This window comes from Yersinia sp. 22-579 (assembly GCF_030433455.1).
In the GTDB taxonomy this organism is placed as follows: domain Bacteria; phylum Pseudomonadota; class Gammaproteobacteria; order Enterobacterales; family Enterobacteriaceae; genus Yersinia; species Yersinia enterocolitica.
In genome coordinates this window covers 18,937-45,256 of record NZ_JAUJTZ010000020.1, presented here as the reverse complement: position 1 = coordinate 45,256, position 26,320 = coordinate 18,937, and the positions used below count along the sequence as shown (strand labels likewise).

Genomic DNA, 26,320 nt, shown 5'->3' with positions numbered 1-26,320 from the left:
GGTACTTCTCCTCTCCAGATTGTGACCGCTTTCGTTAATCACTGTGTTTATTAATTTGGTACACCGCAAACCTGATGCACTGCTTCTATCTGTGCATAACTTCTTGGTTAGCGGGTAAAAAAAAGGCGACTACCAAGTCGCCTAAATCAATTATTGTTCCAACGCCGCTTTCTGCGCCTGGAAGATAGTTTCTATCCCTCCCCGAGCCAGAGCCAACAACGTCAATAACTCTTCATGGCTAAACGGTTCGCCTTCTGCGGTGCCTTGCACCTCAATCATTCGGCCATCTTCCATCATCACCACGTTCATATCTGTTTCTGCCGCAGAATCCTCTACGTATTCCAAATCGCACAGGGCTTCGCCTTTAACGATACCAACAGAAACTGCCGCAACCAGCCCTTTCATTGGGTTTGCTTTCAATTTACCACTGGCCACCAGCTTATTCAGCGCGTCGGCTAAAGCTACACAAGCACCACTGATTGAGGCAGTACGAGTGCCACCATCCGCCTGCAATACATCGCAGTCTAAAGTGATGGTGAATTCACCTAACTTCTTCAAATCTACTGCCGCACGCAAAGAGCGAGCAATCAGACGTTGAATTTCTAAAGTACGGCCGCCTTGTTTGCCTTTTGCAGCTTCGCGCGCATTACGGCTGTGGGTCGAGCGCGGTAACATGCCATATTCAGCGGTTATCCAGCCCTGGCCTTGGCCTTTCAGAAAGCGTGGAACACCCTCTTCAACCGTGGCGGTGCACAATACTTTGGTATCGCCAAACTCAACCAACACTGAACCTTCAGCGTGTTTCGTGTAATTACGGGTCAGGGTCAATGGGCGGACTTGTTGTGCTGCTCGGTCTGCTGGACGCATGGGCTTTCTCCGGCTTTAAATCGATATTGGTCGCGCATTATACGGCCTTAGTGATGTAATGCCTATCCTGCCTGCGCCCTGGAGGCTATAATCCCCGCATCTTTTCTTTAAAACGGGTACGCAACAATGATCCGCAGCATGACCGCCTACGCCCGGCGTGATATTAAAGGCGAATGGGGCAGCGCAGCCTGGGAGCTGCGTTCCGTTAACCAACGCTACTTAGAAACTTACATTCGTTTGCCAGAACAGTTCCGCAGTCTGGAGCCGGTTATTCGTGAACGCATCCGTGGCCGCTTAACTCGCGGCAAAATTGAGTGCAATCTGCGTTTTGAGCTGGATGCCAGCGCACAAAGCTCTTTGATCCTTAATGAAAAACTGGCAAAACAATTAGTAGAAGCCGGTAACTGGGTCAAAATGCAAAGTGATGAAGGTGAAATCAATCCAGTCGATATTTTGCGCTGGCCGGGAGTTATGGCCGCCGAAGAACAAGACTTGGATGCCATCAGCACCGAGCTAATACAAGCACTTGATATTGTTCTAGATGATTTTATCATTTCTCGCGAAACCGAAGGTGCGGCACTGAAGGCACTGATCGAACAGCGTCTTGATGGTGTTAGTGCAGAAATTGTTAAAGTTCGTGCGCATATGCCAAACATCTTGCAGTGGCAGCGTGAGCGCCTGCTGAACAAGCTGGAAGAAGCGCAAGTTCAGCTGGAAAATACCCGCCTGGAGCAGGAGTTAGTGCTAATGGCGCAGCGTGTAGATGTAGCTGAAGAGCTGGACCGTCTGGAAGCACACGTCAAAGAAACGCACAATATCCTGAAGAAGAAAGAAGCCGTCGGTCGTCGCCTTGATTTTATGATGCAGGAATTTAACCGCGAATCGAATACGCTGGCATCAAAATCGATCAACGCCGAAGTGACCAACTCAGCCATTGAGCTGAAAGTGCTTATTGAGCAAATGCGCGAACAGATCCAGAATATCGAGTAACTGCTTATATTTACCAGTTTTGCTAAGACCCGGAGAAATCTGGGTTTTTATTATTCTGCCTTCGCCAAGTGAAGCAGCGGAAAAGCCCTCCCTTCGCCATCCAGTTCTGTGCGGCCGGTTTTTACAAAGCCACATTTCAGGTAAAAGGCTAATTGAAAAGTTAAACAAGCCCGCGCCTGATTTTAAACAACATGGGGCATTCGTTGTTTTTTCCCCGTCATCTGCAGTATGTTGAACAAATAGAATCAATTGCCGATTACTTTCAACAATTTCAGAGGCAATATTATCAGTGCAATACCCAAGGCGCTGGTGCCAACATCAGACCTCGATATGCTGCTTGCCACTTCACACAGTATCAGCCATGGGAGATCGGAATAATATGAGTAAAAAAGGGAAAACACATGCAGTTAACTGTGCTGGTTGATAACAATACTCTAATAGATAAATATCTGACAGCCGAGCCAGGTGTCTGTTATCACCTTAAAATTGATGGGAAAACATACCTTTTTGATACAGGCTACTCTGACGTTTTTCTACGTAATGCGTCAATTCTGGGTATTGATATCAGCGATATCGATAGTGTAATTATCTCTCATGGTCATAATGATCATAGCTGGGGCTTAACCCATCTCGCTCAACATCTTGACCGAACCAACTACCCTAGCGTGAAGAAAATAAAGCTAGTAGCTCACCCCAGTGCTTTTGTACCCAAATACCATGAAGATAAATCAATAGGTGCTAACTTACCGGCCGATAGTTACCCTTCATTTTTCGAACGGATTAATCAGACTGGTGTTTATTATCTTACTGACAATTTGCTTTTTTTAGGTGAAATAGTACGCAGTAATGATTTTGAAGGGCTGCATCCTATTGGAAAAACTATCAATTGTTGCGGTCATGAAGTTGACGATTTTGTCATAGATGACAGCGCGATAGTTTATACCAGCCCTGAGGGGATCGTGATTATTACCGGTTGCTCTCACTCTGGAGTCTGCAATATTATTGATTATGCAATTAAAGTGACAGGCGATAAACGCGTTCGAGCTGTTATTGGTGGGTTTCATCTATTAAATGCAGAAACATCTACCCTCACCAGAACATCCGACTATTTTAAGCAACTCAATGCACAAGCACTCTATCCCTGCCATTGTACTGACTTAAAAGCCAAAATAGCACTAGCCGGTGCGGTTGATATAGAAGAGGTGGGAGTTGGAATGGTACTTAATTTTTAAATAACAGCCGGTTTAAGTAAGATAAAAAACAAGGAATTCCCCCTGGAATGCCGTCATTATTGGTGGCAGCATAAATTCCCGAATTGGTTTTAGCTGATAGTGACCACAGTTCAAATGAAATATGCAGATTGCTGTCACTGACGTACGTTCATCATCAACTTGCTTAAAAGTATACTTATCCCTCATTAAACACCTCAGTAAAGTGTTTCACATCTTTCGTTTCTCATTTTAGGATTTAGCCTAAATGAGCATAACAATATAAAAAATAGTGTCTTTTATTTTTTTCATGCTTAACTTTCATCACAACCTGAAAGTAGGAAGAGCATTTACTATGATTATCGCTACTATCTACGATCTGGTATGAATAAATTACACATATACTTTATTAGGTGGGCACTCTGGGTAGAGCCATGCTCTACAGGTCAGGATGATTATCATTACTGGGAAGTCCAGAAATAGAGCCTTCTTAATTTCTGACGAAGGTAAGTAAAAGACACATATACACTTTTAGGGGATCGCATATGTTCCAAGACCAAGACACGTCGATCCTCAATACCTACTTTGGTACTCATAGCCCATTTTGGCGGCTTGCCTTTGATAGCCAGGCTTTAGAACTGTCGGCAATTAAAGAGATAGCAAATATTGCGATACCTCTTAATTCTGTTCAAACAATGAAAATCCGGGGATTAACCGGTATTACCGCCAGTTTAGATATTGAAATTGAAATTTATGGTCACCCCCTTCATTTGCATCTTGTTGGCCGAAAAATTAATGATAAAGAATGGGGAGGAACAGCCTCAGCCTATGCCGATACTGAATCTGTCGCTCGTGATTTGGTTATGGGCCTTTCTTTTGCGGAACAGGTTGTTTCTGAAGCCAACTCAGTGATTGTGATTCTCGATAAAGATGGCTGCGTACAGCGATTTAACCACCTTAGCGAGGAATATACCGGTAAGAAAGAGCAGGATGTTATTGGCAAAAATGTTTACGACTTATTTATGACCGCCAAGGAAGGAGCCTCATCACGGAAGAATATTGAGGGGTTTTTTCAGCGCGGTGCATCTTATGAAGCGGAACGTTGGGTTAATACCGTCAAAGGAAAGCGTCTCTTCTTATTTCGCAATAAATTTGTTCACAGCGGTAGCGGAAAAAACGAACGCTATCTTATCTGTTCCGGCACTGACATTACCAAAGAACGACGCGCCCAAGAGCGCCTTAGGATTTTGGCTAATACCGATATGATTACCGGTTTGCCTAACCGTCATGCCATTCATGAGCGTATTAACAGCGCAATCCAAACCCGCGGTGACAGCTCAGTGGGTATTATTTATCTCGATCTCGATAACTTCAAAAAAGTAAATGACCACTATGGTCATATGTTTGGTGATCGATTACTGAAAGATGTCTCGCTGGCAATTTTAGGTTGCTTAGGTAACAACGAAATGCTTGCCCGGTTAGGGGGCGATGAGTTTATTGTTCTGGTCGAAAACGCCACCTTGGATTTGCTGGAAACAACCACACAGCGAATTCTCAACCGCATGAAATTACCATTCCGAGTTGGATTGATCGAGGTATATACCGGCTGTTCGATTGGTATTGCGCTATGCCCAGAGCATGGTGATACGCTGGAAAATATTATCCGCAGTGCGGATACAGCCATGTATACCGCGAAGGAACATGGGAAACAAACCTATTCCATCTTCTCGCAACAGATGAATAAAAAAGTATCCGAGTATGTTTGGCTCGATACCAACTTACGAAAAGCCATAGAACAACATCAATTACAAATCTTTTACCAACCCAAAATATCCACCAAAACGGGAAAAGTACTCGGTGTCGAAGCTCTCGTCAGATGGCTATCGCCTGAACGAGGTTTAATTGCTCCTCAGGAGTTTATCTCATATGCGGAAGAATCTGGGCTTATCAGACCCTTGGGTAAATGGGTACTCCAAACGTCTATGCAACAGGCGGTAGATTGGAAAAAACGTGGCATTAACCTACGAATTGCAGTCAATGTTTCTGCCCGACAATTAATTGATGAAGCTATCGTCACCAGTTTTATTGAGTCTCTTGAAGCCTGTGAGTTGGAGTCTAGCCTGGTCGATGTTGAATTAACTGAAAGTTGCTTAATTGATAATGAAGATGCCGCTATCAATATAATGAAACAGCTACGCCACTTAGGTGCTCAAGTTCACTTAGATGATTTTGGTACTGGTTATTCTTCACTCTCCCAGTTAGCGCGCATCCCTATAGATGCCATTAAACTGGATCAAAGTTTTGTGCGCCATATTGACACTAATCCTATTTCACAATCTTTGGTAAGAGCCATTATTGTTGTCGCCGAGGCACTAAAAATGCAAGTCATTGCCGAAGGAGTGGAAACGAAAGAGGAAGAGGAATTCCTGGATTCTATTGGCGTTGATGAGAAACAGGGATTTCTTTACGCCAAACCAATGCCCGCAGATAAACTGGAGCATTGGCTGGTAACACAACACCCTCACCTTTTACTGGATTAGATGTAAAAACTAATTAGATATAAAACTATATCGCTTTTGGTATCCCCGAAGTATGCCTATCTTGCAGCGTAACCAGCCTTTCAATATAGGCGATATCTTTCGGCTCAATAGAAAATGCAGAGTCAACCCAGTCTTCTGTAATGTCCATTAATTCAGAACGTGTTAATTGTAAAACACGCTGCCGGACTCGAACCATCGCCCTCATACCATTTAGCTTAGGCCTGATAGTGTCTATAAATGTGCGTGTCGCAATATAAGCATCTCCAGGCTGAAATAGCTTATCAACTAACCCTCGGCTCTCATACCACTCAGCCGCGTGAGATTCCCCAGTCCAAATCAGTTGTTCTGCCACCCTCATACCCGCCTTTCTGGCGACCAGTGAATATCCCCCCATGCCAGGAAATAAATTAAATGCAATCTCCGGAAAACCCATTCTGGCGGTTGTCTGTGCCAACACAAAATGATGAGCCAATGCCGCCTCAAACCCCCCACCTAATGCGCTGCCTTCAATCATCGCAATAGAGATAGCACCGGTATCAAATCCGCGAGAAGCGGCATGAACACAATCGACACAAGCACGAGCATATGCCATTAGCGCTTCTCGCTTACGATTCTTAATCATTTGGGCGAAAAAGTTCAAATCGCCCCCCACATTAAACATATTAGGTACGACTGAGCCTGTTACCCAAAAATCTATCGGTAATTTTGACTCCTTAGCAGCCTGAGCCAATGTCATAATATTTTCAATTAACTCTAGGTTAAAACAAGGCCGAGGATGGGCACGAAGTAACATCCATAAAGTATTGCGACCTTCTTCGTAATAAGCAGATATTTGAGATAAATGGCCGGCTTCGGTAAATGAACGGCAGCTAGGCAGATTAATCATATTCATATTCCATCCAATGAGTGAGTTAAACACAAGTAGCCCTATCGCCTAATCCTCCTTGAGGAAGCGCTGCATTTGCCTTAATTACGGCAATTTCAGCTGGCAGATAAATAGTGAGTCACCCAATGGATAAATGATGAGTAAAACAGTGAAAATTTAAACAACTGGCATCTTTAACGCGCGATTAAAGAATCGGTAGAATATATCTTTTTAAGAGGATTAAATTTCAGATGAAAAAAATCTTCTGATATGGATAAAATGCTGACTGAATTTTATCCCTGACGGATTTCTTATGTTGCAGATTCTGCATTTTCTTTTGGCATTGATTGCGATAGCAGTTTTGGCTTTACTAGCTAGTCATGATCGGAAAAACATCAAACTTCGTTATATTTTTCAGCTACTGATTATAGAGATTGCTCTAGCTTATTTCTTTTTACATTCGGAAAGTGGGTTAGGTGCAATAAGGTATTTTGCTGGATTATTCGAATCTTTGATGAAATTTGCTTCAATAGGTACCAGTTTTGTTTTTGGCGGGATGAATGAGCAAGGCCTGGCATTTATATTCCTGAACGTTCTTTGTCCAATCATTTTCGTATCTGCATTGATTGGTATTTTGCAGCATTTTCGTATATTACCCCTCATCATACGGGTTATAGGCACCCTGCTATCCAAAGTAAATGGCATGGGTAAACTAGAGTCATTCAATGCTGTGAGTACGTTGATTCTGGGGCAATCAGAGAATTTCATTGCCTATAAAGGCATTATCGCCGATATATCGCCACGCAGAATGTACACCATGGCAGCCACGGCAATGTCGACTGTCTCTATGTCAATTGTTAGTGCTTATATGACCATGATAGAACCAAAATTTGTTGTAACAGCGCTCATACTGAATATGTTTAGTACTTTTATTGTACTTTCAATTATTAATCCTTACCCCGTAACAGAGGAACCTGAGTTAAAACTAAATAACCTGCATGACGACCAAAGCTTTTTTGAAATGCTTGGGGAGTATATTCTGGCTGGATTTAAAATCGCGATGATAATAGCCGCAATGTTAATCGGGTTTATTGCTATCATTTCAGCGATTAATGCTTTATTTAGTACCTTATTCCATATCAGTTTCCAAGGAGTGCTGGGATATCTATTTTATCCACTGGCGCTATTAATTGGCATACCAGCTCAAGATGCGTTGCATGCAGGAAGTATTATGGCGACCAAATTGGTGGCAAATGAGTTCGTTGCCATGATTGAGCTAAAAAAAGTGGCTGCCGAAATGTCTCCACGAGGTTTGGGTATTCTTTCTGTATTTTTAGTCTCTTTTGCTAACTTTGCTTCTATTGGTATTGTCGCGGGAGCGATTAAAGGTCTGAATGAACAGCAGGGTAATGTGGTTTCACGATTTGGATTAAAGCTAGTGTATGGTTCAACTTTGGTTAGTTTACTTTCTGCAACCATTGCCGGGCTTGTTTTGTAAAAGCTCACTCTGACTGAATAAAATCAATAATATCACCGGCCTTTTACCTCTAATAAGGAGATAAAAGGCCAAAAATTCCAGTCCAATACTCGCCGCTAAAAATCAACACAAACAGCAGCGTCAACTCGCATAACCGATTCTTGCGCAAACTGCTGTTTATAGTGGGTGCGTAAAGTTTCAATAGCAGTTTCTTTGTCAGCTTTATGGATAAGTACCAATGCCTTACTGTTTTCTTTAGCTACAGTGCCATCATTACCTAACCATTGCCCTTTAGCATCAATAACTGTCAGACCATCTTTAAAACGGCTGGTCACATCATTATCAACAAAAGACTGCCATTCAGTGGCTGAAATAACCGGGCCATGAGGCCGGTTCAAACCAAAATAGAGCGTCGTTTGTGTCATCGGCTCACCTTTAATACAGGTGGAAGGGGAAGCTTTAATCGTTGCTGAGTTTGCCTGACCCGTTCTATCAACGCAGCCGCTGAGTAATACTCCAACCGCTGCGATGCCAGCCAAGAACACCGCACGATATTGGAACGATTGAATACACTGACTCATGAAGAATCCCACTGAAATAAAAGATAAAATAGAGATAAAAGCTACCATTGGATGAGTCACTCTGCAATCAGGTAGGATTATCCTCAAATACTTGCTAACTTCATCTCAATAATTGATTTTTACCCTAGATTTATTAATGATTGATAATTCTACTCTTGTTTTTTTATTAAGTTATTTTAAGCAGGTAATAAATATTTGAATTAGATTAAATAATCCGAAGTGTATGGCTTAGAAAATCTCAGTCGTGATAACTTTGCTTAATGGCTACTCTGCCGACTTTGTCGCCCTTAAGAAATTACATTCAATATGCTACTCAGTGTTCTTTATATTATCGGTATCACCGCTGAAGCCATGACCGGTGCACTGGCTGCTGGTCGCCGTCAGATGGATATGTTTGGCGTCATCATTATTGCATCGGCAACTGCTATTGGTGGCGGTTCAGTCAGAGATATGCTGCTGGGTCACTATCCGCTTGGATGGGTTAAGCATCCTGAATATATTGTGATTGTCGCTGTTGCTGCTATTGTCACAACATGGATGGCACCATTAATGAAGCACTTGCGTCATCTATTTTTAGTACTTGATGCTATCGGGCTGATCGTTTTTTCTATTATTGGTGCACAAATTGCTCTCGATATGGGGCACAGTACTATCATTGCAGCCATAGCGGCTGTAATTACCGGTGTCTTTGGCGGTGTCCTGCGCGATATGTTCTGTAACTGCATCCCTCTGGTATTTCAGAAAGAAATTTATGCCGGTATCTCATTTGCTGCCGCGTGGATCTATATCGCCCTACAATACACACCGCTATCTCATAACTGGGTTGTTATTATTACGTTGGTCACTGGCTTGAGTGCTCGATTGCTGGCACTGAGATTTCGGCTTGGCTTACCAGTATTCAAGTATGAGCATCCTGAACATTAACCCAAACCCGAGATAACTACTCTTCGGGGCTGAATCCTGCAATTCCCTGCTGTGATAAGAAGTCAGCCATCATCTGTACTTCTGGGTGAAGCAAAAAATGATTAATCTGTTTTGCTCTAACCTGCCCAATGCCCGGCATTAAACGCCATTCGGCAATACTCCGTTGCCGTAAAGAGTGCCACGGAGAATCAAGAGGTATTCCTTGTGGGAATCCCAAAGCCTGTAACCATTGAGAAAAAGGCTGTTGTCTGGCACGTTGAAATTGCTGATAAATCTTTTCTGCCCGGCCTTGCCCAATACCTGGAACCGCCGCAATTTGCTCTACAGACAGTGATAACCAATCGAGTAGATCATTGATAAGCCCATGATGGATAAGTTCGCGCCAAAGCCCATTTCCCACACTCTGCATATCTAACCCGTTTGTACCACTAAGCCATGCTAAGCGAGATAAGAACTGAGGTTCGCACTCAAAAGGTAAACGGCGAAAGCAAGTTAACTGATGGAATTTATCTGCGTCTGGCGGCACAATCTCCTGCCTCTGGCTCACGCGCCAGATAACCTTATCCAAACGTGGAATACCCTGCCCAGCTAATGAGATAGTAACTTGATCTCCAGGTACAATATCCCACTGCTTCCAACGGGCAATCGATCCAATATTCACTCGACGAATCCATTTATCATCAATTTTTACCGGTACAACCTGTAAAATAGCTGTGATTTTGCCAGTGCGCCCAACAGTAAAATGGATATCTTTGATTTCAGTTATTTGCTGGGGAGGCGGATATTTCCACGCCACAGACCAGTTTCCTGGTGTTGCCTGCCAATAACGCCCCGCGGGCACATTGTCTTGACGGACAACCACTCCATCAGTCACAAAAGGTAGTGGCATTTTAAACCAGCGATTCCGCCACTGGGCAACATCACTACTGGAAATGACGGGTTCGCTGTAGTGTGCAGTTAGAGGAAAGCCCATTTCTTGTAACAATCGGCTCTTTTCCACCATACTTTTTGGCCCATCCGGCCATGCCCAGATAAAAATACCCAGTTTAGCTAGCAATGGGGATACAGACTTACGCATCAGAGCCCCTGCAACAGATGCTCTGGCATTGACGCCCCCTGATTGCGCCTGTTGATGGCTCTCCATTTGCAGAAATACTTCCCCTTGCAGAGTTAATAAGGGGGGAGCGCTGGTAATATATTGAGGAATAGCAGAAATAAATGGTGCTTTATCAGTCCAGTTTTGGCCTTTCAAGCCATTTCCTCGGCTCAAAACTTGGGTTAATTTTCCCGCCTGATACACCAATGTGACTGCAACTCCGTCTATTTTGGGTTGCACCCAAAGGTCTTTTCGCCCTGTCATCCAACTAATCAGCGCAGCTTCATCTTTAAGTTTTTTTAAGCCGGTGTGGGCAACAGGATGAAGTATCTTTCCATTACCTGGTATGAGTCTGTTATCCGTTTTATCAGGTAACCCAAGACATAAACGCCACCTATGCAATTTATCCTGCAACTGATCGTAAATATCATCTGCAATCGGGCTAATACCCTGCTGGTGATAAGCTATATTCCACTGATCTAGCTGCTTCTCCAGAAGATGCATCTCTCCCGACATTCTTTTTTCTGACCATTCGGGGCAGACAGATTCGGCTCTGATTTGCCAACTTATAAAACTAACCATCAATAGGCTTAGTATTTTCATTTTATGCACATTCATCAGTACCTCCCTTTGATGAGTGGCAGTAAAACCTGAAATAGCGCCTCCGTCGAAGGCGAAAAAACTCAGATGCGGGAGTGATCGAAGAATACTTTTTCACTTGCTGAAACAAGCCGAAATTACGCAATGCTTCCCGCAAAATCATAAAAACGTGCTGTTTATGAGCGAAACATTCAGGTGAAATGCTTTGTAACGCTGCATGACGCGTAGCAGCCGTGTATACTGTGCGGAGATTCACACTTCTGCTTTCTACATATCAACCTAATCAACTGAAACGTCATCATGGTTCAAGGTACGCTATACATAGTTTCCGCACCCAGTGGGGCAGGGAAATCAAGCCTGATTCAGGCTTTGTTAAAAACACAACCTTTGTACGACACGCAGGTTTCTATTTCTCATACCACGCGTGCTAAACGTCCTGGGGAGAATCACGGCGAGCATTACTTCTTTGTTTCCACGGAAGAGTTTTGCCAGATGATTGATGACGATGCTTTTCTTGAGCATGCCAAAGTATTTGAGAATTACTATGGCACCTCACGTCTGGCAATTGAGCAGGTTCTCGCAACCGGTGTTGATGTGTTTTTAGATATCGACTGGCAAGGCGCGCAGCAAATTCGCGCAAAAATGCCGACCGCGCGCAGTATCTTTATTTTGCCCCCATCCAAAGAAGAATTGGATCGCCGTTTACGCGGCCGTGGGCAAGATAGTGAAGAGGTTATTGCAAAGCGAATGGCGCAAGCTGTCGCGGAAATGACCCATTATGCAGAATATGATTATTTAATCGTGAATGATGACTTCAATCTGGCATTGTCTGATCTGAAAACCATTATTCGCGCTGAACGACTGCGTTTAGGCCGCCAGAAACAGCGGCATGACGCTTTAATCACCAAATTATTGGCAGACTGAACAGAGTTTCAGTATCATGCCCAGTCATTTCGTCACCTGTGGAGTAGCAGAATTATGGCACGCGTAACTGTTCAAGACGCTGTAGAGAAAATTGGTAACCGTTTTGACCTGGTGTTGGTCGCTGCTCGTCGGGCACGTCAAATCCAGTCCGGCGGTAAAGACGCACTGGTCCCAGAAGAAAACGATAAAGTTACTGTGATTGCGTTGCGTGAAATCGAAGAAGGCCTGATTACTAATCAGATTCTCGATGTGCGTGAACGCCAAGAACAGCAAGAGCAGGAAGCCGCAGAGATCCAAGCGGTAACCGCTATTGCTGAAGGTCGTCGTTAATTAGACAGCGAGTCTGCCTTGTACCTGTTTGAAAGCCTGAATCTGCTGATTCAACGTTACCTGCCAGAGGAGCAGATTAAGCGCCTCAAACAGGCATATCTTGTCGCGCGTGATGCTCACGAGGGTCAGACACGCTCCAGTGGTGAGCCTTATATCACTCACCCGGTTGCTGTGGCCTGCATTCTCGCGGAGATGCGGCTCGATTACGAAACCTTAATGGCGGCGCTGTTACATGACGTCATTGAAGATACTCCTGCCACATATCAAGATATGGAGCAGTTGTTTGGGAAAAGCGTAGCCGAGCTGGTCGAGGGTGTCTCTAAACTCGATAAACTGAACTTCCGTGACAAGAAAGAAGCCCAGGCGGAAAACTTCCGCAAAATGATCATGGCGATGGTGCAGGATATCCGCGTCATTTTGATCAAGCTGGCTGACCGCACCCATAATATGCGAACTCTGGGCTCCTTACGCCCGGATAAGCGTCGCCGTATTGCCCGTGAAACCCTTGAAATATATAGCCCACTGGCCCACCGGCTGGGTATTCATCATTTAAAAACCGAGCTGGAAGAGCTGGGTTTTGAAGCGCTCTACCCCAATCGCTACCGCGTAATTAAAGAAGTGGTGAAAGCTGCTCGTGGTAACCGCAAAGAGATGATTCAAAAAATTCTGGCGGAGATTGAAGGGCGTCTGGCGGAGGCTGGGATACCTTGCCGTGTCAGTGGTCGAGAAAAGCATCTCTATTCCATCTATTGCAAGATGAATCTGAAGGAGCAACGTTTCCACTCCATCATGGATATCTATGCTTTTCGGGTTATCGTTAAAGAAGTCGATACGTGCTATCGGGTGTTGGGGCAGGCTCACAGTCTGTATAAACCGCGTCCTGGTCGCGTAAAAGACTATATTGCCATCCCTAAAGCTAACGGCTATCAATCATTGCATACCTCATTAATCGGTCCTCATGGGGTTCCGGTAGAAGTGCAAATCCGTACTGAAGATATGGATCAGATGGCTGAAATGGGGGTTGCTGCACACTGGGCTTATAAAGAGCAAGGTGAGTCCGGCACCACCGCACAAATCCGCGCTCAGCGCTGGATGCAAAGTTTGCTGGAGTTACAGCAAAGCGCGGGCAGCTCATTTGAATTTATTGAAAGTGTAAAATCTGATTTGTTCCCTGATGAGATTTACGTTTTCACTCCGGAAGGGCGTATTGTTGAACTCCCTGCCGGTGCAACGCCTGTCGATTTTGCTTATGCCGTGCATACCGATATTGGTCATGCCTGTGTCGGCGCGCGTGTTGACCGCCAGCCCTATCCACTTTCTCAGTCACTGAGCAGTGGTCAGACTGTTGAGATAATTACCGCCCCAGGTGCAAGGCCCAATGCCGCCTGGCTGAATTTTGTTGTCAGCTCTAAAGCACGCGCCAAAATTCGTCAATTGCTGAAAAACCTGAAACGTGATGAGTCGGTAAGCCTTGGCCGCCGATTACTGAATCATGCTTTAGGGAATGGTCGAAAACTGTCTGATATTCCTGAAGAAAATATCAAACATGAACTGGATCGCATGAAGCTGGCGACGCTGGATGATTTGCTGGCGGAAATTGGCTTGGGTAATGCAATGAGTGTGGTGGTGGCTAAAAACCTGCTGGGTGACCCATCCACACTGGCAACTTCTGGCACACGTAATCTGGCAATTAAAGGTGCCGATGGTGTCCTTATTACTTTTGCCAAGTGCTGCCGTCCGATTCCTGGTGACCCCATTATTGCCCATATCAGTCCGGGTAAAGGCTTGGTTATCCATCATGAATCCTGCCGTAATATCCGTGGCTACCAGAAAGAGCCTGAGAAGTTTATGGCGGTTGAATGGGATCAAGAGACTGAGCAAGAGTTTATTGCTGAAATAAAAGTCGATATGTTTAACCAGCAAGGTGCCCTGGCAAATCTGACCGCAGCGATTAATGCGGCGGAATCTAATATTCAAAGCCTGAATACTGAAGAGAAAGATGGCCGGGTATACAGCGCCTTTATTCGCCTGACTACTCGTGACCGAGTCCATCTGGCTAACATTATGCGTAAAATTCGTATCATGCCAGATGTGGTCAAAGTCAGCCGTAACCGTAATTAACGCCTATGAATCCTCAACGCTATGCGCGGATTTGTGAAATGCTTGCGACCAGGCAGCCGGACTTAACGGTTTGCCTGGAAGAAGTACATAAACCTCATAATGTATCCGCGATTATTCGCACTGCTGATGCCGTCGGTATTCATCAGATTCATGCGATTTGGCCTACCCCTGCAATGTACACTCGGCTCTCTTCGGCTGCCGGTAGTAACAGTTGGGTTCAGGTAAAAACACACTCTCATATTACCGATGCCATTACTCATCTGAAGTCGCAGGGCATGCAAATACTCGCGACTCATCTGTCTGATAAAGCAGTAGATTTCCGTGAAATTGATTATACCCGCCCAACCTGTATTTTAATGGGGCAGGAAAAAACCGGTATATCTAAAGAAGCCTTGGCCATGGCAGATAAAGACATCATTATTCCGATGATCGGAATGGTGCAATCACTGAATGTATCAGTCGCTTCAGCGCTAATTTTATATGAAGCGCAGCGCCAACGGCAGAATGCCGGTATGTATCAGCGAACTCAGAGTCTTTTGTCAGAAGATGAGCAACAGCGGCTATTATTTGAAGGTGGCTACCCGGTGCTGGCGCAAGTGGCTAAACGTAAAGGGCTTCCTCAGCCTTATATTGATGAGCAGGGTCAGGTTATTGCCGATACGCAATGGTGGTCTGCCATGCAATCCACGGAGTCTTAAATGAGAGGCCGCCTACTGGATGCCGTACCCCTCAGTACACTTTCCGGTGTTGGCGCAAGTCAGGCTGGAAAGCTGGCGAAGATGGGGCTGGAAACCATTCAAGATCTGTTGCTTCACCTTCCGTTACGTTATGAGGATCGCACCAGGTTATACCGAATTGGCGATCTGTTGCCTGGACTGTCGGTCACTGTTGAAGGTGAAGTTCTCCGTTCAGATATCAGTTTTGGCCGCCGCCGTATGATGACCTGCCAAATCAGCGATGGTAGTGGTGTGCTTACCCTGCGCTTTTTCAACTTCAATGCCGCGATGAAAAATAGCTTATCTCCAGGCAAGCATGTGATTGCCTATGGTGAAGCTAAACGGGGTAATACCGGCCCAGAAATCATTCATCCAGAATATCGGGTGCATGGCGAAAATATTGGTGTTGAATTGCAGGAGTCATTGACCCCCGTTTACCCCACCACGGAAGGCATTCGTCAGGCAACGCTGCGTAAACTGATTGATCAAGCACTGGCGATGCTGGACTCCAGTGTTATTGCCGAATTGCTACCGATTGAATTAAGCCGCTCGCTGATCAGCTTGCCAGAAGCTATTCATACTTTGCATCGTCCACCAGCAGATATTCAACTAGCTGATTTAGAGCAGGGCAAACATCCCGCACAGCGGCGCTTAATAATGGAAGAGTTGCTAGCCCATAACCTCAGCATGCTGGCAGTCAGAGCGGGAGCGCAGAGCTATCGGGCGCTACCACTGTTACCCGAAGAACAACTTAAACAACGTTTTCTTGCGGCATTGCCCTTCACGCCAACCCATGCCCAGCAGCGGGTCGTGGCGGAAATCGAACAAGATATGACGCATAATTTCCCTATGATGCGGCTGATTCAAGGGGATGTGGGTTCTGGCAAAACACTGGTTGCCGCACTGGCTGCTCTGCGCGCTATTGCCCACGGTAAGCAGGTTGCATTGATGGCGCCGACTGAATTACTGGCTGAACAGCATGCGAATACTTTCCGCCAGTGGCTGGAGCCTTTAGGTTTGGAAGTTGGCTGGTTGGCTGGGAAACAAAAAGGCAAGGCGCGCCTGGCACAACAAGAAGCTGTCGCGAGCGGCCAAGTCTCTATGGTCGTGGGGACTCACGCCATGTTTCAGGAACAAGTACAATTCTCTGGATTAGCTCTCGTTATTATTGATGAGCAGCATCGTTTTGGTGTTCATCAGCGGCTCGCGTTATGGGAAAAGGGCGAGGAGCAAGGCTTCCATCCGCACCAGTTGATTATGACCGCAACGCCCATTCCCCGAACATTGGCCATGACTGCCTACGCAGACCTTGATACCTCAGTAATCGACGAACTGCCACCGGGTAGAACTCCGGTCACGACAGTGGCAATTCCGGATACCCGCCGCAGTGATGTTATTCAACGGGTCAAAAATGCCTGTTTAGAAGAGGGGCGGCAAGCTTATTGGGTTTGTACCTTAATTGAAGAATCTGAACTGTTAGAAGCTCAGGCTGCTGAAGTCACCTGCGAAGAGCTGAAAATCGCCTTGCCGGAGATTAAAGTCGGTTTGGTTCATGGTCGGATGAAAGGGCCAGAGAAACAGGCTGTTATGTTGGCCTTTAAGCAAGGTGAATTGCAATTACTGGTTGCCACCACAGTCATTGAAGTTGGGGTTGATGTTCCAAATGCCAGTTTGATGATTATCGATAACCCAGAGCGATTAGGATTAGCACAATTACATCAGTTACGTGGCCGTGTTGGCCGTGGTGCTGTCGCTTCACACTGTGTTTTGCTGTATAAAACGCCGCTGAGTAAAACGGCTCAAATGCGTTTGCAAGTGTTGCGCGACAGTAATGATGGTTTTGTTATTGCTCAGCGGGATTTGGAAATACGTGGCCCCGGCGAGCTCTTAGGCACACGTCAGACCGGCAGTGCCGAGTTTAAAGTGGCTGATTTACTGCGTGATCAGGCAATGATCCCAGAAGTACAACGAGTGGCTCGCCACCTACATCAACAATATCCCGAACATGCGCAGGCATTGATTGAACGCTGGCTACCAGAGCGAACGCGTTATACAAATGCTTGATGAATAAAGGGCGGATAAAACCGCCCCTTAATACTATCAACTTACAACAGAATTACCTTACAACAGAATTATCCCACTATTGCTGGGAAGATTGGCAGTAACAGATATAGCTTAATCACGATCACATTGACGATATCAATAAAGAACGCACCAACCATTGGTACCACCAGGAAGGCTAAATGCGATGGGCCGAAACGGTCAGTAATGGCCTGCATATTGGCAATAGCCGTCGGTGTCGCGCCTAAACCGAAACCACAATGCCCCGCCGCTAACACTGCCGCATCATAGTTTTTGCCCATCAACCGATAAGTAACGAAGATAGCGTACAGTGCCATCGCCAATGCCTGTACCGACAGAATCACCAACATCGGCAATGCCAATGACGCCAACTCCCACAGCTTTAAACTCATCAAAGCCATTGCCAGGAACAGTGACAAACTGACGTTACCCAGCACCGAGACTGCGCGATCAAACACTTTATAGAAGCCAATTGCCGATAGCGAGTTACTGAGAATAACCCCGACGAATAACACACAGACAAAGGTCGGTAATTCAAACATCGTGCCCTGCAACCCGGCAGAAATCACTTGGCCAAGCATGAGGCAAATTGCGATCATGGCGATAGTTTCGGTCAACACCAATGAGGTGATCATGCGGCCAGCAGAGGGCTTTTCAAAAGCGGAAGGGACTTCGCTATCCTCTGGGGTACCATCTGGTGTGGAAGAGTGTTTTACTAAATAGCGAGCCACCGGGCCGCCAATCAACCCGCCCAGTACCAGACCAAATGTTGCGCAGGCCATAGCCACTTCGGTTGCATTTTCAAAGCCATAGCGCTCAACAAACACTTTACTCCACGCCGCCCCCGTGCCGTGCCCACCTGATAATGTAATTGAACCGGCTAATAAACCCATTAGCGGGTCTAACCCCATCAGTTTCGCGAGAGCAATACCAATCGCGTTCTGCATCAGTAGCAGGCCGACGACCACAAAAACAAATACACTCAAGGCCTTGCCGCCGGCACGTAAACTGGCCAGGTTGGCATTCAAGCCGATGGTTGCAAAGAATGCCAGCATCAAGGGATCTTTCAGCGACATATCAAAACTGATTTCCCAACCGAGGGTCTTTTGCATCAGCAGCATCATAAAAGCCACCAGCAGACCACCTGCAACCGGTTCAGGAATGGTGTACTTTTTTAGAAAAGGGACAGTTTGTACCAGTTTTTGGCCTAACAATAAAACCAAACAGGCCGCGACTAGCGTGCCATAGGTATCGAGATGAAACATCTTGGTACTCCATGCGATTGAAATATCGAATAAAAATATGACGTTAGACAGTTCCTTAATAAACGCCAAAGCAGTAAGAGGAGGGATTAGAAAAAAAAATGCCCCTAATTACAAGTTTAGTAAAAGAAAAACATGAACAAGCATGGGTATAAATATTTAAAAAAATGCAGCGCAACCGATTGCTTTTGTGAAGCGGATCATTAAAATGCCCTCTTTGCCGATCCGGGAATGCCACTCCATGTCTACGCAATCCGCCGAACTTGATACACCACAGCAGGCAACCACTCGCCCCAGCGAATTAATTTATCGTTTAGAAGACCGCCCTCCACTCGCGCAAACACTGTTTGCCGCATGCCAACATCTATTGGCTATGTTTGTCGCGGTAATCACCCCAGGCTTACTGATTTGTCAGGCGCTAGGGCTACCAGCAGAAGATACTCAACGTATTATTAGCATGTCACTGTTTGCTTCTGGTCTGGCATCTCTGCTGCAAATTAAAACCTGGGGGCCGGTTGGCTCTGGCCTGTTATCCATTCAAGGCACCAGTTTTAACTTTGTTTCTCCACTGATTATGGGCGGTTTGGCACTGAAAAATGGCGGAGCGGATATCCCAACCATGATGGCAGCCCTGTTCGGTACCTTGATGGTCGCATCTTGTACTGAAATTATATTGTCCCGTTTCCTGCATCTGGCGCGGCGCATTATCACCCCACTGGTATCCGGTATTGTGGTGATGATTATCGGCCTGTCATTGATTCAGGTTGGGCTGACATCTATTGGTGGCGGTTATGGTGCGATGAGCGACCATACATTTGGTTCACCTAAAAACCTCATGTTGGCGGGCGCAGTACTCGTGGTCATTATCTTATTAAACCGCCAGCGCAACCCGTATCTACGTGTCGCCTCACTGGTTATCGCCATGGCTGTGGGCTATCTGTTAGCGTGGACGCTGGGTATGCTGCCCGAAAGCCGCCCTGTCGTTGACACCGCACTGATCACCATCCCGACGCCGCTGTACTATGGCTTATCTTTTGACTGGAACCTGCTGGTGCCATTAATGCTTATCTTCATGGTGACCTCACTTGAGACCATCGGGGATATCACGGCGACCTCGGATGTATCAGAGCAACCCGTTCATGGCCCGCTGTATATGAAGCGCTTAAAAGGTGGTGTTTTGGCGAATGGTTTGAACTCCATGCTATCAGCCGTGTTCAATACCTTCCCTAACTCCTGCTTCGGCCAAAATAATGGGGTTATCCAATTAACCGGTGTTGCCAGCCGCTATGTCGGTTTTGTTGTCGCACTGATGCTGATTGTACTGGGCCTGTTCCCAGCCGTCGCAGGGTTCGTACAACATATCCCAGAGCCTGTGCTGGGTGGTGCCACTCTGGTGATGTTCGGAACAATTGCCGCTTCCGGTGTACGTATCGTGTCACGCGAAACCCTTAATCGTCGCGCGATTATGATTATGGCGTTGTCATTAGCGGTCGGGATGGGCGTGGCGCAGCAACCACTGATTCTGCAATTTGCACCAGATTGGATCAAAACCCTGCTTTCTTCCGGGATTGCTGCCGGTGGTATTACTGCCATCGTACTTAACCTCATCTTCCCACAAGAAAAATAATCTTTGCGTTAACACGTCGTTGAAATGGCCGGTCGTAAATGACACCGGCCATTTTTTTATGCTGCGATAACTGATTGTCTATTGAGCTAATGGACGATTTGCGGCATAAACAGAGTTCCGTATACAGACAGGCGTGGAAATACCGGATGAAATTTCTCGGGAAAGTGCTGCTAACGTTATTACTGCTACTAGTGCTGTCGATAGTGCTGTGCTATGTACTGCTTCAGACCAGCTGGGCTGCCGGTTGGCTAAGCCGCTGGGTGAGTGATAACAGCGAATATCGCCTCTCTCTGGGGAAAATAGATCACTCATGGTCCCAACCTGGGCAAGTCAGCTTTACTGATGTCACACTAGGACGGGCCAAGCAACCCGCGTTTCTTATTGCCCAGCAGGCCGTATTGGGTCTGAGTTGGCGGCAACTGACTGAGCCTCGTCATTTTCTCAGCCTTAACTTGCAAAATGGAAGCTTAACGCTCAATAACAGCACCTCACCGCTACCCTTGCAGGCTGATACTTTGAGGCTGACCAATATGGCGCTGAATACCACTATTGAACCGCAAAATAAGGCAGACCAGTGGAAAGTGACAGGTCAGCAAGTCACTGGTGGATTGATCCCTTGGCAGCCACTGCCCGGTAATAGCCTGGGTGAAAATGCTCAATTTCAGTTTAGTGCTGGCTCTTTGACTATTAATGGCATCACAGCCGAAAAACTTTATCTACAAGGCTCAATACAGAAAAACGCCCTGACTTTGAGTAATTTTGGGGCTGATATTGCGCAAGGGGAACTGACTGGGAATGCCAGTCAATCAGCTGACGGAAGTTGGCTGGTCGACCGCCTGCGCTTGAGTAATATCCGTCTACAAACTCCCGCGTCATTAGAAGATGTCTGGAATACATTTTTACAGCTCCCTCCTATCACACTAAAACGATTTGATTTAATTGATGCGCGTGTTGAAGGGAAAAACTGGGCATTTAATGATTTAGATCTCACGCTGAAAAATATCACGTTTAAGCAAGGCGACTGGCAAAGTGACGAAGGCGAATTATCCCTTAATGCTGGTGACATTATTAAAGGTAATATTCATCTGATTGACCCAATCGCGACATTTACATTGTCACCGCCTGGGGTGGCAATCAATCAGTTCTCCACTCGTTGGCAGGATGGTCTGTTAAGAACTCAAGGTAACTGGCAGCGTGATAGCCACCGCCTACAACTTGATGAGCTAACACTGGTGGCACTGGTTTATACCCTACCCACAGACTGGAAGCAGCAATGGCAACAAACGCTGCCAAATTGGTTGTCTGAGGTCTATGTCAGTAAGTTGAATGCTAACCGTAACTTATTGATTGATATCAGCCCGGACTTCCCGTTCCAAATTACGTCGCTGGATGCTGCGGGGACTAATTTGCTGCTGGCTAAAAATCACCAATGGGGAATGTGGTCCGGCTCATTGATGCTAAATGCAGGGAATGCGACTTTTAATAAAAATGATGTCCGTCGCCCATCATTGGCTTTGAGCGCCAATGAACAGCAGATTACGGTTAGTGATTTAAGTGCGTTCACCAAAGAGGGGTTACTGGAAGCCACCGCTACTATTGATCAAACACCTGGCAGAGCGTTATCCCTTGCGCTGACAGGCCGATCTGTCGACCTTAATATCTTACAAAACTGGGGCTGGTCAGCCTTACCGTTACAAGGGCTTGGTAATCTGAAATTACGGATATCAGGTAACCTGACAGCAGATAAGCCATTGAAACCCACTATTAATGGCTCTCTACAAGCCACTGACAGCCACGGGCAGCAAGTTAATCAAACGATGCAAAACGGCGAGGTGCATGGCGTAGCGGGGCAGTAAGCGAACATAAACAGTGCTTCCAAGCTTTGTCAGCAATGACTCTGAACACAAACCGCCGATCACGTGAAATAGAACGTAATCGGCGTAAAGAGACGTCTATATAAGGGGGAAAGACTTAGAATATTCGAAGAAACTTTGAGGAACATAATTACTAATTTTATTTTCATAGCAATAGTCCACTATCTGCCGCTTACTGGAGACGCCGGCTTTTCTGTAGATGTTTTGAATAATATTGCTGATTGATCTAGGTGATAAGTGAAGTTTTCTGGCGATATCTTTACTTGAGAATGAGTGCAAAGTATAAAATAACACTTCCCATTCTCTTTTGGTGAATAAATCTGATGGTGGAGTGAACACCAGTGACGTAGGTACTTTTATCTTATTTAAGCGAGTTAACATTAAATAGTGAACTGGCCTGGCATGACAAATAACTCCCTGAGATATACCATTTTCATCTATTAATGGATATTTATCACTAAAAAAAGGTGTTAAATAAGACGCTCCATCAACTAAATGTATTTCAGCCGAGGTTATACAGTCTTGTAATAATTCTACCTTCCTGTCCTGTCGCTGAAATTCATCCTGAAACTCTGCCATTGGCGTTGGCATCTCTCCATCGAGCCGCCCTTCCAAATTATACTGATCCGGTAAGCCTAAGAATTTACGATTTCTAGGATTTGAATAAATAACTCTTGAATGATTATCTCTTACCATCCAAGGTTCTGAACTGCGCTCCCAAAATCTTATCATTATTTCCAGTTGGTTCTTCAGCACGTTATCCATATTATATTTTCCTGTTACATTGATATTATCCTTCCATTAATGGGAATGAACCTGAGTATTCGAAGAAGCTCTGAGGAACATAGTTAATGATCTTATTTTCATAACAATAATCCACCATCTGCTGCTTGTTGGAAACACCGGCTTTTCTGTAGATGTTTTGAATAATATTGCTGATTGATCTAGGTGATAAGTGAATTTTTCTAGCGATATCTTTACTTGAGAATGAGTGTAAAATATAAAATAAGACTTCCCACTCTCTTTTGGTGAATAAATCTGAGGGCGGAGTGAACATCAGTGACGTAGGTACTTTTATTTCATTTAAACGAGTTAACATTAAATAGTGAACTGGCCTGGCATGACAAATAACTCCTTGGGATTTACCATGTTCATCTATTAATGGATATTTATCACAGAAAAAAGGGGTTAAATAGGACTTCCCATCAAATAAATGAATTTCAGCCGAGGTGATACAGTCTTGTAATAGTTCTACCTGCCTGTCCTGCCGCTGAAATTCATCCTGAAACGGTGCTATTGGAGAAGGTAAATCACCATCTAATCGTCCTTCGATATTATACTTAGCAGGTAAGGAAAAAAATCTATGAGCTCTAGGATTCGCATAAATATACCTTGATTGACTATCCTTTACTTCCCACGGCTCTGAACTTCGCTCCCAAAATCTTATCAGTATTTCCAGTTGGTTTTTTAGAGTTTCGCCCATGATATCCTCCTGTTGAATTTGAATTATCCTTTAGTAGTGGCACACTAATGGGAATGAACCTGAGTATTCGAAGAAGCTTTGAGGAATGTAATTATTGATTTTCTTTTCATAACAATAATCCACCATCTGTTGTCGACTGGAAACCCCAGTCTTCTTATATATTTTCTGCGTAATATTATCGACTGTTCTGGAGGATAAATGGAGTTTCTTCGCAATCTCTATACTTGAGAATGAATGCAGGATATAAAATAGCACCTCCCACTCTCTTTTTGAAAAAAGTTCTGATGGCGGAGTTAAAATAAGTGATATGGGTATTTTTATCTTATTTAAATGTGTTAATACTACATCATCTACTGATCTACCATGACAAATAATACCTTGTGATACTCCATGTTCATCTATAAGTGGATATTTATCAACAAAATAAGGCTGAAAAAATGAACCCCCATCCCATGCTTGTATTTCAATCGAGGTTATACGATCTTGCAGTAACTTAACTTTACGGTCATGCTCCTGATATTCAGGTTGGAATTCTGATATTGGGGTAGGAAGCTCACCATCTGTTCGTCCTTCCATATTAAACTTATCAGGTAAAGCTAATAGCCTATGTAATCTATTATTTGCATAAACATATCTTGATTGATTATCTTTTACCCCCCAAGGTTCAGAGCTGTTTTCCCAGAATCTTATGAGTAATTGAAGTGAATTGAATAGTGATGCTTCCATTGTACCTCCTATTTAAACTTTCCTTATTCTTCTAATAATGCTACATCCACGATAATCGATAAATCTACTTGGCCATATTTCTTGTGGCGTAATCCCGATCGCTTCTGCGATGATCATTTCACCCTTGGGCCACGGACGTGTTAATGCATTAGCCAGTGTTCCTGAAGATAGACCACTGTCTCTTGATAATGCTGAAAGTGAACCTTTCCTTTTACGTATAGCAGCTAATATTTCTTGTCTATGCCAATCTTTATTCATTTAAATTCTCCTTATTTATAAGGTTACAAATATCATTCAATTAAATTGTATAATCTAAAAATTAAACTCCCATACTAATATTAAACAATATATTACTCGTTAATATTCTAAAATTAACATTTGCAGTGAGTGATTAAATAACTATTCCCGCATATAGTCCAGTGTATTATTTACTCTATTTACTGCTTTATATATTGGGAAAGAATTTAAGAAATAAATCTGAAACATTATGGAATACATATATCATCGTATTTATATTAACTAAAGAAAGGAATATATAATTCACCAAACTACCCGCTCATGGGTTATTAATGAACGGGCATAATAAAAATTAGTTAACCCCATCACTGTCAACATCGACAGGTAGGACCATATATGTTCCTGAAAACACCGCACCGGCCTCTTCATTACCAAATAAATTTACATCCAGCTGTACTCTGGCACGACGGCCACGGGCCAATCTATCCAAATCGCCACTGAGCGAACTTAACTCTGCCACTGCTCTTGGCCGCCCGGTAACAGGTGCACTGTAGCGAATATGGGCATCAGCAAGAATAATAGTACCTCCTAAATGGCGCTCGCGCAGTAATAGCCAAATCAAGCCCCAGCCCGTCAGGGTCGCCAATGAGAAAAGACTGCCAGCAAATAAGGTATGGTGTGGATTCTGATTACCGGCTTCCGGCATGGTCGTGACAAAGCGCTGGCCAGTATATTGACTAATGCGCACACCCATTTTTTCGCTCAATGGAATATGGTCGTACCAGGCTTGCTGCAACTGACCACACCAATCAGGGCGGTGCAAAATATCATCCATGGTCACAACCGGCTTAATCATTAAGAAATGACGAACAGGCGTGGTTTGCGGGGCGGTTATCTCTCCCTGACTGACGAAACCTAACTTGGCAAAGAAATCGACAGCATCTTCACGGGCGCTACACACCACCCGCTTTACCCCTTCCTGACGCGCCACTGACTCTAATGTCATTGCAACTAACGTCCCTAACCCCTTTGATCTCACTGATGGGTCTACCGCCAGAAAGCGAATAGCAGCCTCGTTATCGGCATTGATATATAAGCGGCCAATAGCAACAGGTTTACCCTGCTCATCCACCACCATTTGGTGATGGGCCATTGCGTCATAAGCATCTTTTTCAGAACCTATCGGTTGATGTAGCGGCTTGCGTAACATTTCCCAACGAAATTGATAATAATCTTTAAGTTCTTGTTCTGTTGTGGGCACACGCAAGTGATACATAGGAGCATTCTCTCGTTAAAATTATTAATAAAATCTGTGGCATAATCCTCAATCTTGAACAAAGTCCTGTCTCTAAACTTGTAACCAGAACGTCACTGGGCCGTCGTTTACCAGGCTAACTTTCATATCCGCTGCAAATAATCCCGTTTCCGTTTTTACACCATGCTCGTGACACTGGGCAACAAAATACTGATAAAGCCTGTCAGCTTCTGCTGGAGCTGCTCCACGAGAAAAACTAGGTCTCATGCCCTTTTGGGTATCAGCAACCAGTGTAAATTGTGAAACCACCAGCACACTGCCCCCAGCTTGCTGAACATTCAGGTTCATTTTGCCGTTCTCATCACTAAAAACCCGGTAACCCAGTACCTTTTCACATAAGCGCTGTGCTTTTTGCTCGGTATCCTGCTGTTCAACACCGAGTAATATCAGTAACCCAGGCCCTATCTCACCCACCACTTCCCCATCAACCACGACATTGGCGCTAAGCGCCCGTTGAATCAACGCAATCATAATG

General features: G+C 44.9%; 23 protein-coding genes. 12 read left to right on the top strand and 11 right to left on the bottom strand.

Features of this window, described 5'->3' with window-relative positions; genetic code table 11:
* Positions 1–150 precede the first annotated feature (150 nt).
* The gene (rph, locus tag QSV56_RS19705; protein ID WP_005175960.1) at positions 151–867 is read right to left on the bottom strand and encodes a ribonuclease PH; all 717 of its coding nucleotides are present in this window, start codon (positions 865–867) and stop codon (positions 151–153) included.
* Between the two features lie 126 nt (positions 868–993).
* Here rph and QSV56_RS19700 point away from each other — a divergent pair, with 126 nt between their 5' ends.
* The 3 genes from QSV56_RS19700 (at position 994) to pdeR (ending at position 5,605) form a co-directional block, all read left to right on the top strand.
* On the top strand, positions 994–1,857 hold the full coding sequence (locus tag QSV56_RS19700) for a YicC/YloC family endoribonuclease (protein ID WP_301213432.1): 864 nt from the start codon (positions 994–996) through the stop codon (positions 1,855–1,857).
* Between the two features lie 401 nt (positions 1,858–2,258).
* Complete coding sequence (locus tag QSV56_RS19695; protein WP_019080326.1) at positions 2,259–3,089, top strand: MBL fold metallo-hydrolase; 831 nt, start codon at positions 2,259–2,261, stop codon at positions 3,087–3,089.
* Positions 3,090–3,610: 521 nt separating this feature from the next.
* Positions 3,611–5,605, top strand: coding sequence for a cyclic di-GMP phosphodiesterase (gene pdeR / locus QSV56_RS19690; RefSeq protein ID WP_046695609.1), 1,995 nt, complete (start codon positions 3,611–3,613; stop codon positions 5,603–5,605).
* Positions 5,606–5,630: 25 nt separating this feature from the next.
* Here the strand turns inward: pdeR and QSV56_RS19685 are convergent, their stop codons facing one another.
* Positions 5,631–6,497, bottom strand: coding sequence for a crotonase/enoyl-CoA hydratase family protein (locus QSV56_RS19685; RefSeq protein ID WP_301213428.1), 867 nt, complete (start codon positions 6,495–6,497; stop codon positions 5,631–5,633).
* A 286-nt stretch (positions 6,498–6,783) separates the two neighbouring features.
* Here QSV56_RS19685 and QSV56_RS19680 point away from each other — a divergent pair, with 286 nt between their 5' ends.
* On the top strand, positions 6,784–7,968 hold the full coding sequence (locus QSV56_RS19680) for a NupC/NupG family nucleoside CNT transporter (protein ID WP_046695610.1): 1,185 nt from the start codon (positions 6,784–6,786) through the stop codon (positions 7,966–7,968).
* A gap of 95 nt (positions 7,969–8,063) precedes the next feature.
* Here the strand turns inward: QSV56_RS19680 and QSV56_RS19675 are convergent, their stop codons facing one another.
* On the bottom strand, positions 8,064–8,528 hold the full coding sequence (locus QSV56_RS19675) for a DUF3574 domain-containing protein (protein ID WP_046051944.1): 465 nt from the start codon (positions 8,526–8,528) through the stop codon (positions 8,064–8,066).
* 306 nt (positions 8,529–8,834) lie between these two features.
* On the opposite strand from QSV56_RS19675, the gene QSV56_RS19670 reads away from it, so the two are divergent.
* Entirely contained in the window at positions 8,835–9,452 is a 618-nt protein-coding gene (locus tag QSV56_RS19670; protein ID WP_046049951.1) for a trimeric intracellular cation channel family protein, read from the top strand.
* A 16-nt stretch (positions 9,453–9,468) separates the two neighbouring features.
* On the opposite strand, the gene ligB is transcribed toward QSV56_RS19670, so the two are convergent.
* The gene (gene ligB / locus QSV56_RS19665; protein WP_046695611.1) at positions 9,469–11,166 is read right to left on the bottom strand and encodes an NAD-dependent DNA ligase LigB; all 1,698 of its coding nucleotides are present in this window, start codon (positions 11,164–11,166) and stop codon (positions 9,469–9,471) included.
* A 282-nt stretch (positions 11,167–11,448) separates the two neighbouring features.
* Here ligB and gmk point away from each other — a divergent pair, with 282 nt between their 5' ends.
* Genes gmk through recG form a run of 5 tightly spaced genes read left to right on the top strand, consistent with a single transcriptional unit; the run spans position 11,449 to position 17,303 of the window.
* Positions 11,449–12,072: a guanylate kinase gene (gmk, locus tag QSV56_RS19660; RefSeq protein ID WP_050132136.1), complete on the top strand. Its 624-nt coding sequence runs from the start codon at positions 11,449–11,451 to the stop codon at positions 12,070–12,072.
* Between the two features lie 54 nt (positions 12,073–12,126).
* Positions 12,127–12,402 carry a DNA-directed RNA polymerase subunit omega gene (gene rpoZ / locus QSV56_RS19655; protein WP_004392061.1) on the top strand — a complete coding sequence of 92 codons (276 nt, stop codon included), beginning with the start codon at positions 12,127–12,129 and terminating at the stop codon, positions 12,400–12,402.
* Positions 12,403–12,420: 18 nt separating this feature from the next.
* Entirely contained in the window at positions 12,421–14,523 is a 2,103-nt protein-coding gene (gene spoT / locus QSV56_RS19650; RefSeq protein WP_301213422.1) for a bifunctional GTP diphosphokinase/guanosine-3',5'-bis pyrophosphate 3'-pyrophosphohydrolase, read from the top strand.
* 5 nt (positions 14,524–14,528) lie between these two features.
* Positions 14,529–15,221, top strand: coding sequence for a tRNA (guanosine(18)-2'-O)-methyltransferase TrmH (trmH, locus tag QSV56_RS19645; RefSeq protein WP_026017939.1), 693 nt, complete (start codon positions 14,529–14,531; stop codon positions 15,219–15,221).
* Positions 15,222–17,303, top strand: coding sequence for an ATP-dependent DNA helicase RecG (gene recG / locus QSV56_RS19640; RefSeq protein WP_046049949.1), 2,082 nt, complete (start codon positions 15,222–15,224; stop codon positions 17,301–17,303).
* Positions 17,304–17,371: 68 nt separating this feature from the next.
* Here recG and gltS read toward each other — a convergent pair whose 3' ends face one another.
* Complete coding sequence (gltS, locus tag QSV56_RS19635; RefSeq protein WP_301213417.1) at positions 17,372–18,586, bottom strand: sodium/glutamate symporter; 1,215 nt, start codon at positions 18,584–18,586, stop codon at positions 17,372–17,374.
* 238 nt (positions 18,587–18,824) lie between these two features.
* On the opposite strand from gltS, the gene QSV56_RS19630 reads away from it, so the two are divergent.
* Positions 18,825–20,210 (top strand): uracil-xanthine permease family protein, encoded by a 1,386-nt coding sequence (locus tag QSV56_RS19630; protein ID WP_046049948.1) that lies wholly within the window; start codon positions 18,825–18,827, stop codon positions 20,208–20,210.
* Between the two features lie 146 nt (positions 20,211–20,356).
* Positions 20,357–22,066: an AsmA family protein gene (locus QSV56_RS19625; RefSeq protein WP_301213414.1), complete on the top strand. Its 1,710-nt coding sequence runs from the start codon at positions 20,357–20,359 to the stop codon at positions 22,064–22,066.
* 96 nt (positions 22,067–22,162) lie between these two features.
* On the opposite strand, the gene QSV56_RS19620 is transcribed toward QSV56_RS19625, so the two are convergent.
* The 6 genes from QSV56_RS19620 to dtd form a co-directional block, all read right to left on the bottom strand.
* The gene (locus QSV56_RS19620) at positions 22,163–22,849 is read right to left on the bottom strand and encodes a helix-turn-helix transcriptional regulator (protein WP_050329184.1); all 687 of its coding nucleotides are present in this window, start codon (positions 22,847–22,849) and stop codon (positions 22,163–22,165) included.
* A 25-nt stretch (positions 22,850–22,874) separates the two neighbouring features.
* A complete protein-coding gene (locus QSV56_RS19615) occupies positions 22,875–23,567 on the bottom strand; it encodes a helix-turn-helix transcriptional regulator (RefSeq protein WP_046695615.1) in 693 nt (230 codons plus the stop codon).
* Positions 23,568–23,597: 30 nt separating this feature from the next.
* Positions 23,598–24,293, bottom strand: a complete 696-nt coding sequence (locus tag QSV56_RS19610; protein ID WP_046695616.1) for a helix-turn-helix transcriptional regulator — start codon at positions 24,291–24,293, stop codon at positions 23,598–23,600.
* A gap of 12 nt (positions 24,294–24,305) precedes the next feature.
* Positions 24,306–24,551: a helix-turn-helix transcriptional regulator gene (locus QSV56_RS19605; RefSeq protein ID WP_019080338.1), complete on the bottom strand. Its 246-nt coding sequence runs from the start codon at positions 24,549–24,551 to the stop codon at positions 24,306–24,308.
* A 331-nt stretch (positions 24,552–24,882) separates the two neighbouring features.
* Positions 24,883–25,806, bottom strand: coding sequence for a fatty acid biosynthesis protein FabY (fabY, locus tag QSV56_RS19600; RefSeq protein ID WP_019080339.1), 924 nt, complete (start codon positions 25,804–25,806; stop codon positions 24,883–24,885).
* A 72-nt stretch (positions 25,807–25,878) separates the two neighbouring features.
* Positions 25,879–26,316 carry a D-aminoacyl-tRNA deacylase gene (gene dtd, locus QSV56_RS19595; protein ID WP_019080340.1) on the bottom strand — a complete coding sequence of 146 codons (438 nt, stop codon included), beginning with the start codon at positions 26,314–26,316 and terminating at the stop codon, positions 25,879–25,881.
* Positions 26,317–26,320: the final 4 nt, after the last annotated feature.

What these genes read in the sequence shown, in the direction of transcription:
- trmH (WP_026017939.1), top strand. Translation starts at nt 14,529, where the DNA reads ATGAATCCTCAACGCTATGCGCGGATTTGTGAAATGCTTGCGACCAGG.
- QSV56_RS19675 (WP_046051944.1), bottom strand. Translation starts at nt 8,528, where the DNA reads ATGAGTCAGTGTATTCAATCGTTCCAATATCGTGCGGTGTTCTTGGCT.
- recG (WP_046049949.1), top strand. Translation starts at nt 15,222, where the DNA reads ATGAGAGGCCGCCTACTGGATGCCGTACCCCTCAGTACACTTTCCGGT.
- QSV56_RS19695 (WP_019080326.1), top strand. Translation starts at nt 2,259, where the DNA reads ATGCAGTTAACTGTGCTGGTTGATAACAATACTCTAATAGATAAATAT.
- QSV56_RS19605 (WP_019080338.1), bottom strand. Translation starts at nt 24,551, where the DNA reads ATGAATAAAGATTGGCATAGACAAGAAATATTAGCTGCTATACGTAAA.
- gmk (WP_050132136.1), top strand. Translation starts at nt 11,449, where the DNA reads ATGGTTCAAGGTACGCTATACATAGTTTCCGCACCCAGTGGGGCAGGG.
- fabY (WP_019080339.1), bottom strand. Translation starts at nt 25,806, where the DNA reads ATGTATCACTTGCGTGTGCCCACAACAGAACAAGAACTTAAAGATTAT.
- rpoZ (WP_004392061.1), top strand. Translation starts at nt 12,127, where the DNA reads ATGGCACGCGTAACTGTTCAAGACGCTGTAGAGAAAATTGGTAACCGT.
- QSV56_RS19625 (WP_301213414.1), top strand. Translation starts at nt 20,357, where the DNA reads ATGAAATTTCTCGGGAAAGTGCTGCTAACGTTATTACTGCTACTAGTG.
- QSV56_RS19610 (WP_046695616.1), bottom strand. Translation starts at nt 24,293, where the DNA reads ATGGAAGCATCACTATTCAATTCACTTCAATTACTCATAAGATTCTGG.
- dtd (WP_019080340.1), bottom strand. Translation starts at nt 26,316, where the DNA reads ATGATTGCGTTGATTCAACGGGCGCTTAGCGCCAATGTCGTGGTTGAT.
- QSV56_RS19670 (WP_046049951.1), top strand. Translation starts at nt 8,835, where the DNA reads ATGCTACTCAGTGTTCTTTATATTATCGGTATCACCGCTGAAGCCATG.
- gltS (WP_301213417.1), bottom strand. Translation starts at nt 18,586, where the DNA reads ATGTTTCATCTCGATACCTATGGCACGCTAGTCGCGGCCTGTTTGGTT.
- QSV56_RS19630 (WP_046049948.1), top strand. Translation starts at nt 18,825, where the DNA reads ATGTCTACGCAATCCGCCGAACTTGATACACCACAGCAGGCAACCACT.
- QSV56_RS19700 (WP_301213432.1), top strand. Translation starts at nt 994, where the DNA reads ATGATCCGCAGCATGACCGCCTACGCCCGGCGTGATATTAAAGGCGAA.
- rph (WP_005175960.1), bottom strand. Translation starts at nt 867, where the DNA reads ATGCGTCCAGCAGACCGAGCAGCACAACAAGTCCGCCCATTGACCCTG.
- QSV56_RS19685 (WP_301213428.1), bottom strand. Translation starts at nt 6,497, where the DNA reads ATGAATATGATTAATCTGCCTAGCTGCCGTTCATTTACCGAAGCCGGC.
- QSV56_RS19615 (WP_046695615.1), bottom strand. Translation starts at nt 23,567, where the DNA reads ATGGGCGAAACTCTAAAAAACCAACTGGAAATACTGATAAGATTTTGG.
- ligB (WP_046695611.1), bottom strand. Translation starts at nt 11,166, where the DNA reads ATGAATGTGCATAAAATGAAAATACTAAGCCTATTGATGGTTAGTTTT.
- QSV56_RS19620 (WP_050329184.1), bottom strand. Translation starts at nt 22,849, where the DNA reads ATGGATAACGTGCTGAAGAACCAACTGGAAATAATGATAAGATTTTGG.
- pdeR (WP_046695609.1), top strand. Translation starts at nt 3,611, where the DNA reads ATGTTCCAAGACCAAGACACGTCGATCCTCAATACCTACTTTGGTACT.
- QSV56_RS19680 (WP_046695610.1), top strand. Translation starts at nt 6,784, where the DNA reads ATGTTGCAGATTCTGCATTTTCTTTTGGCATTGATTGCGATAGCAGTT.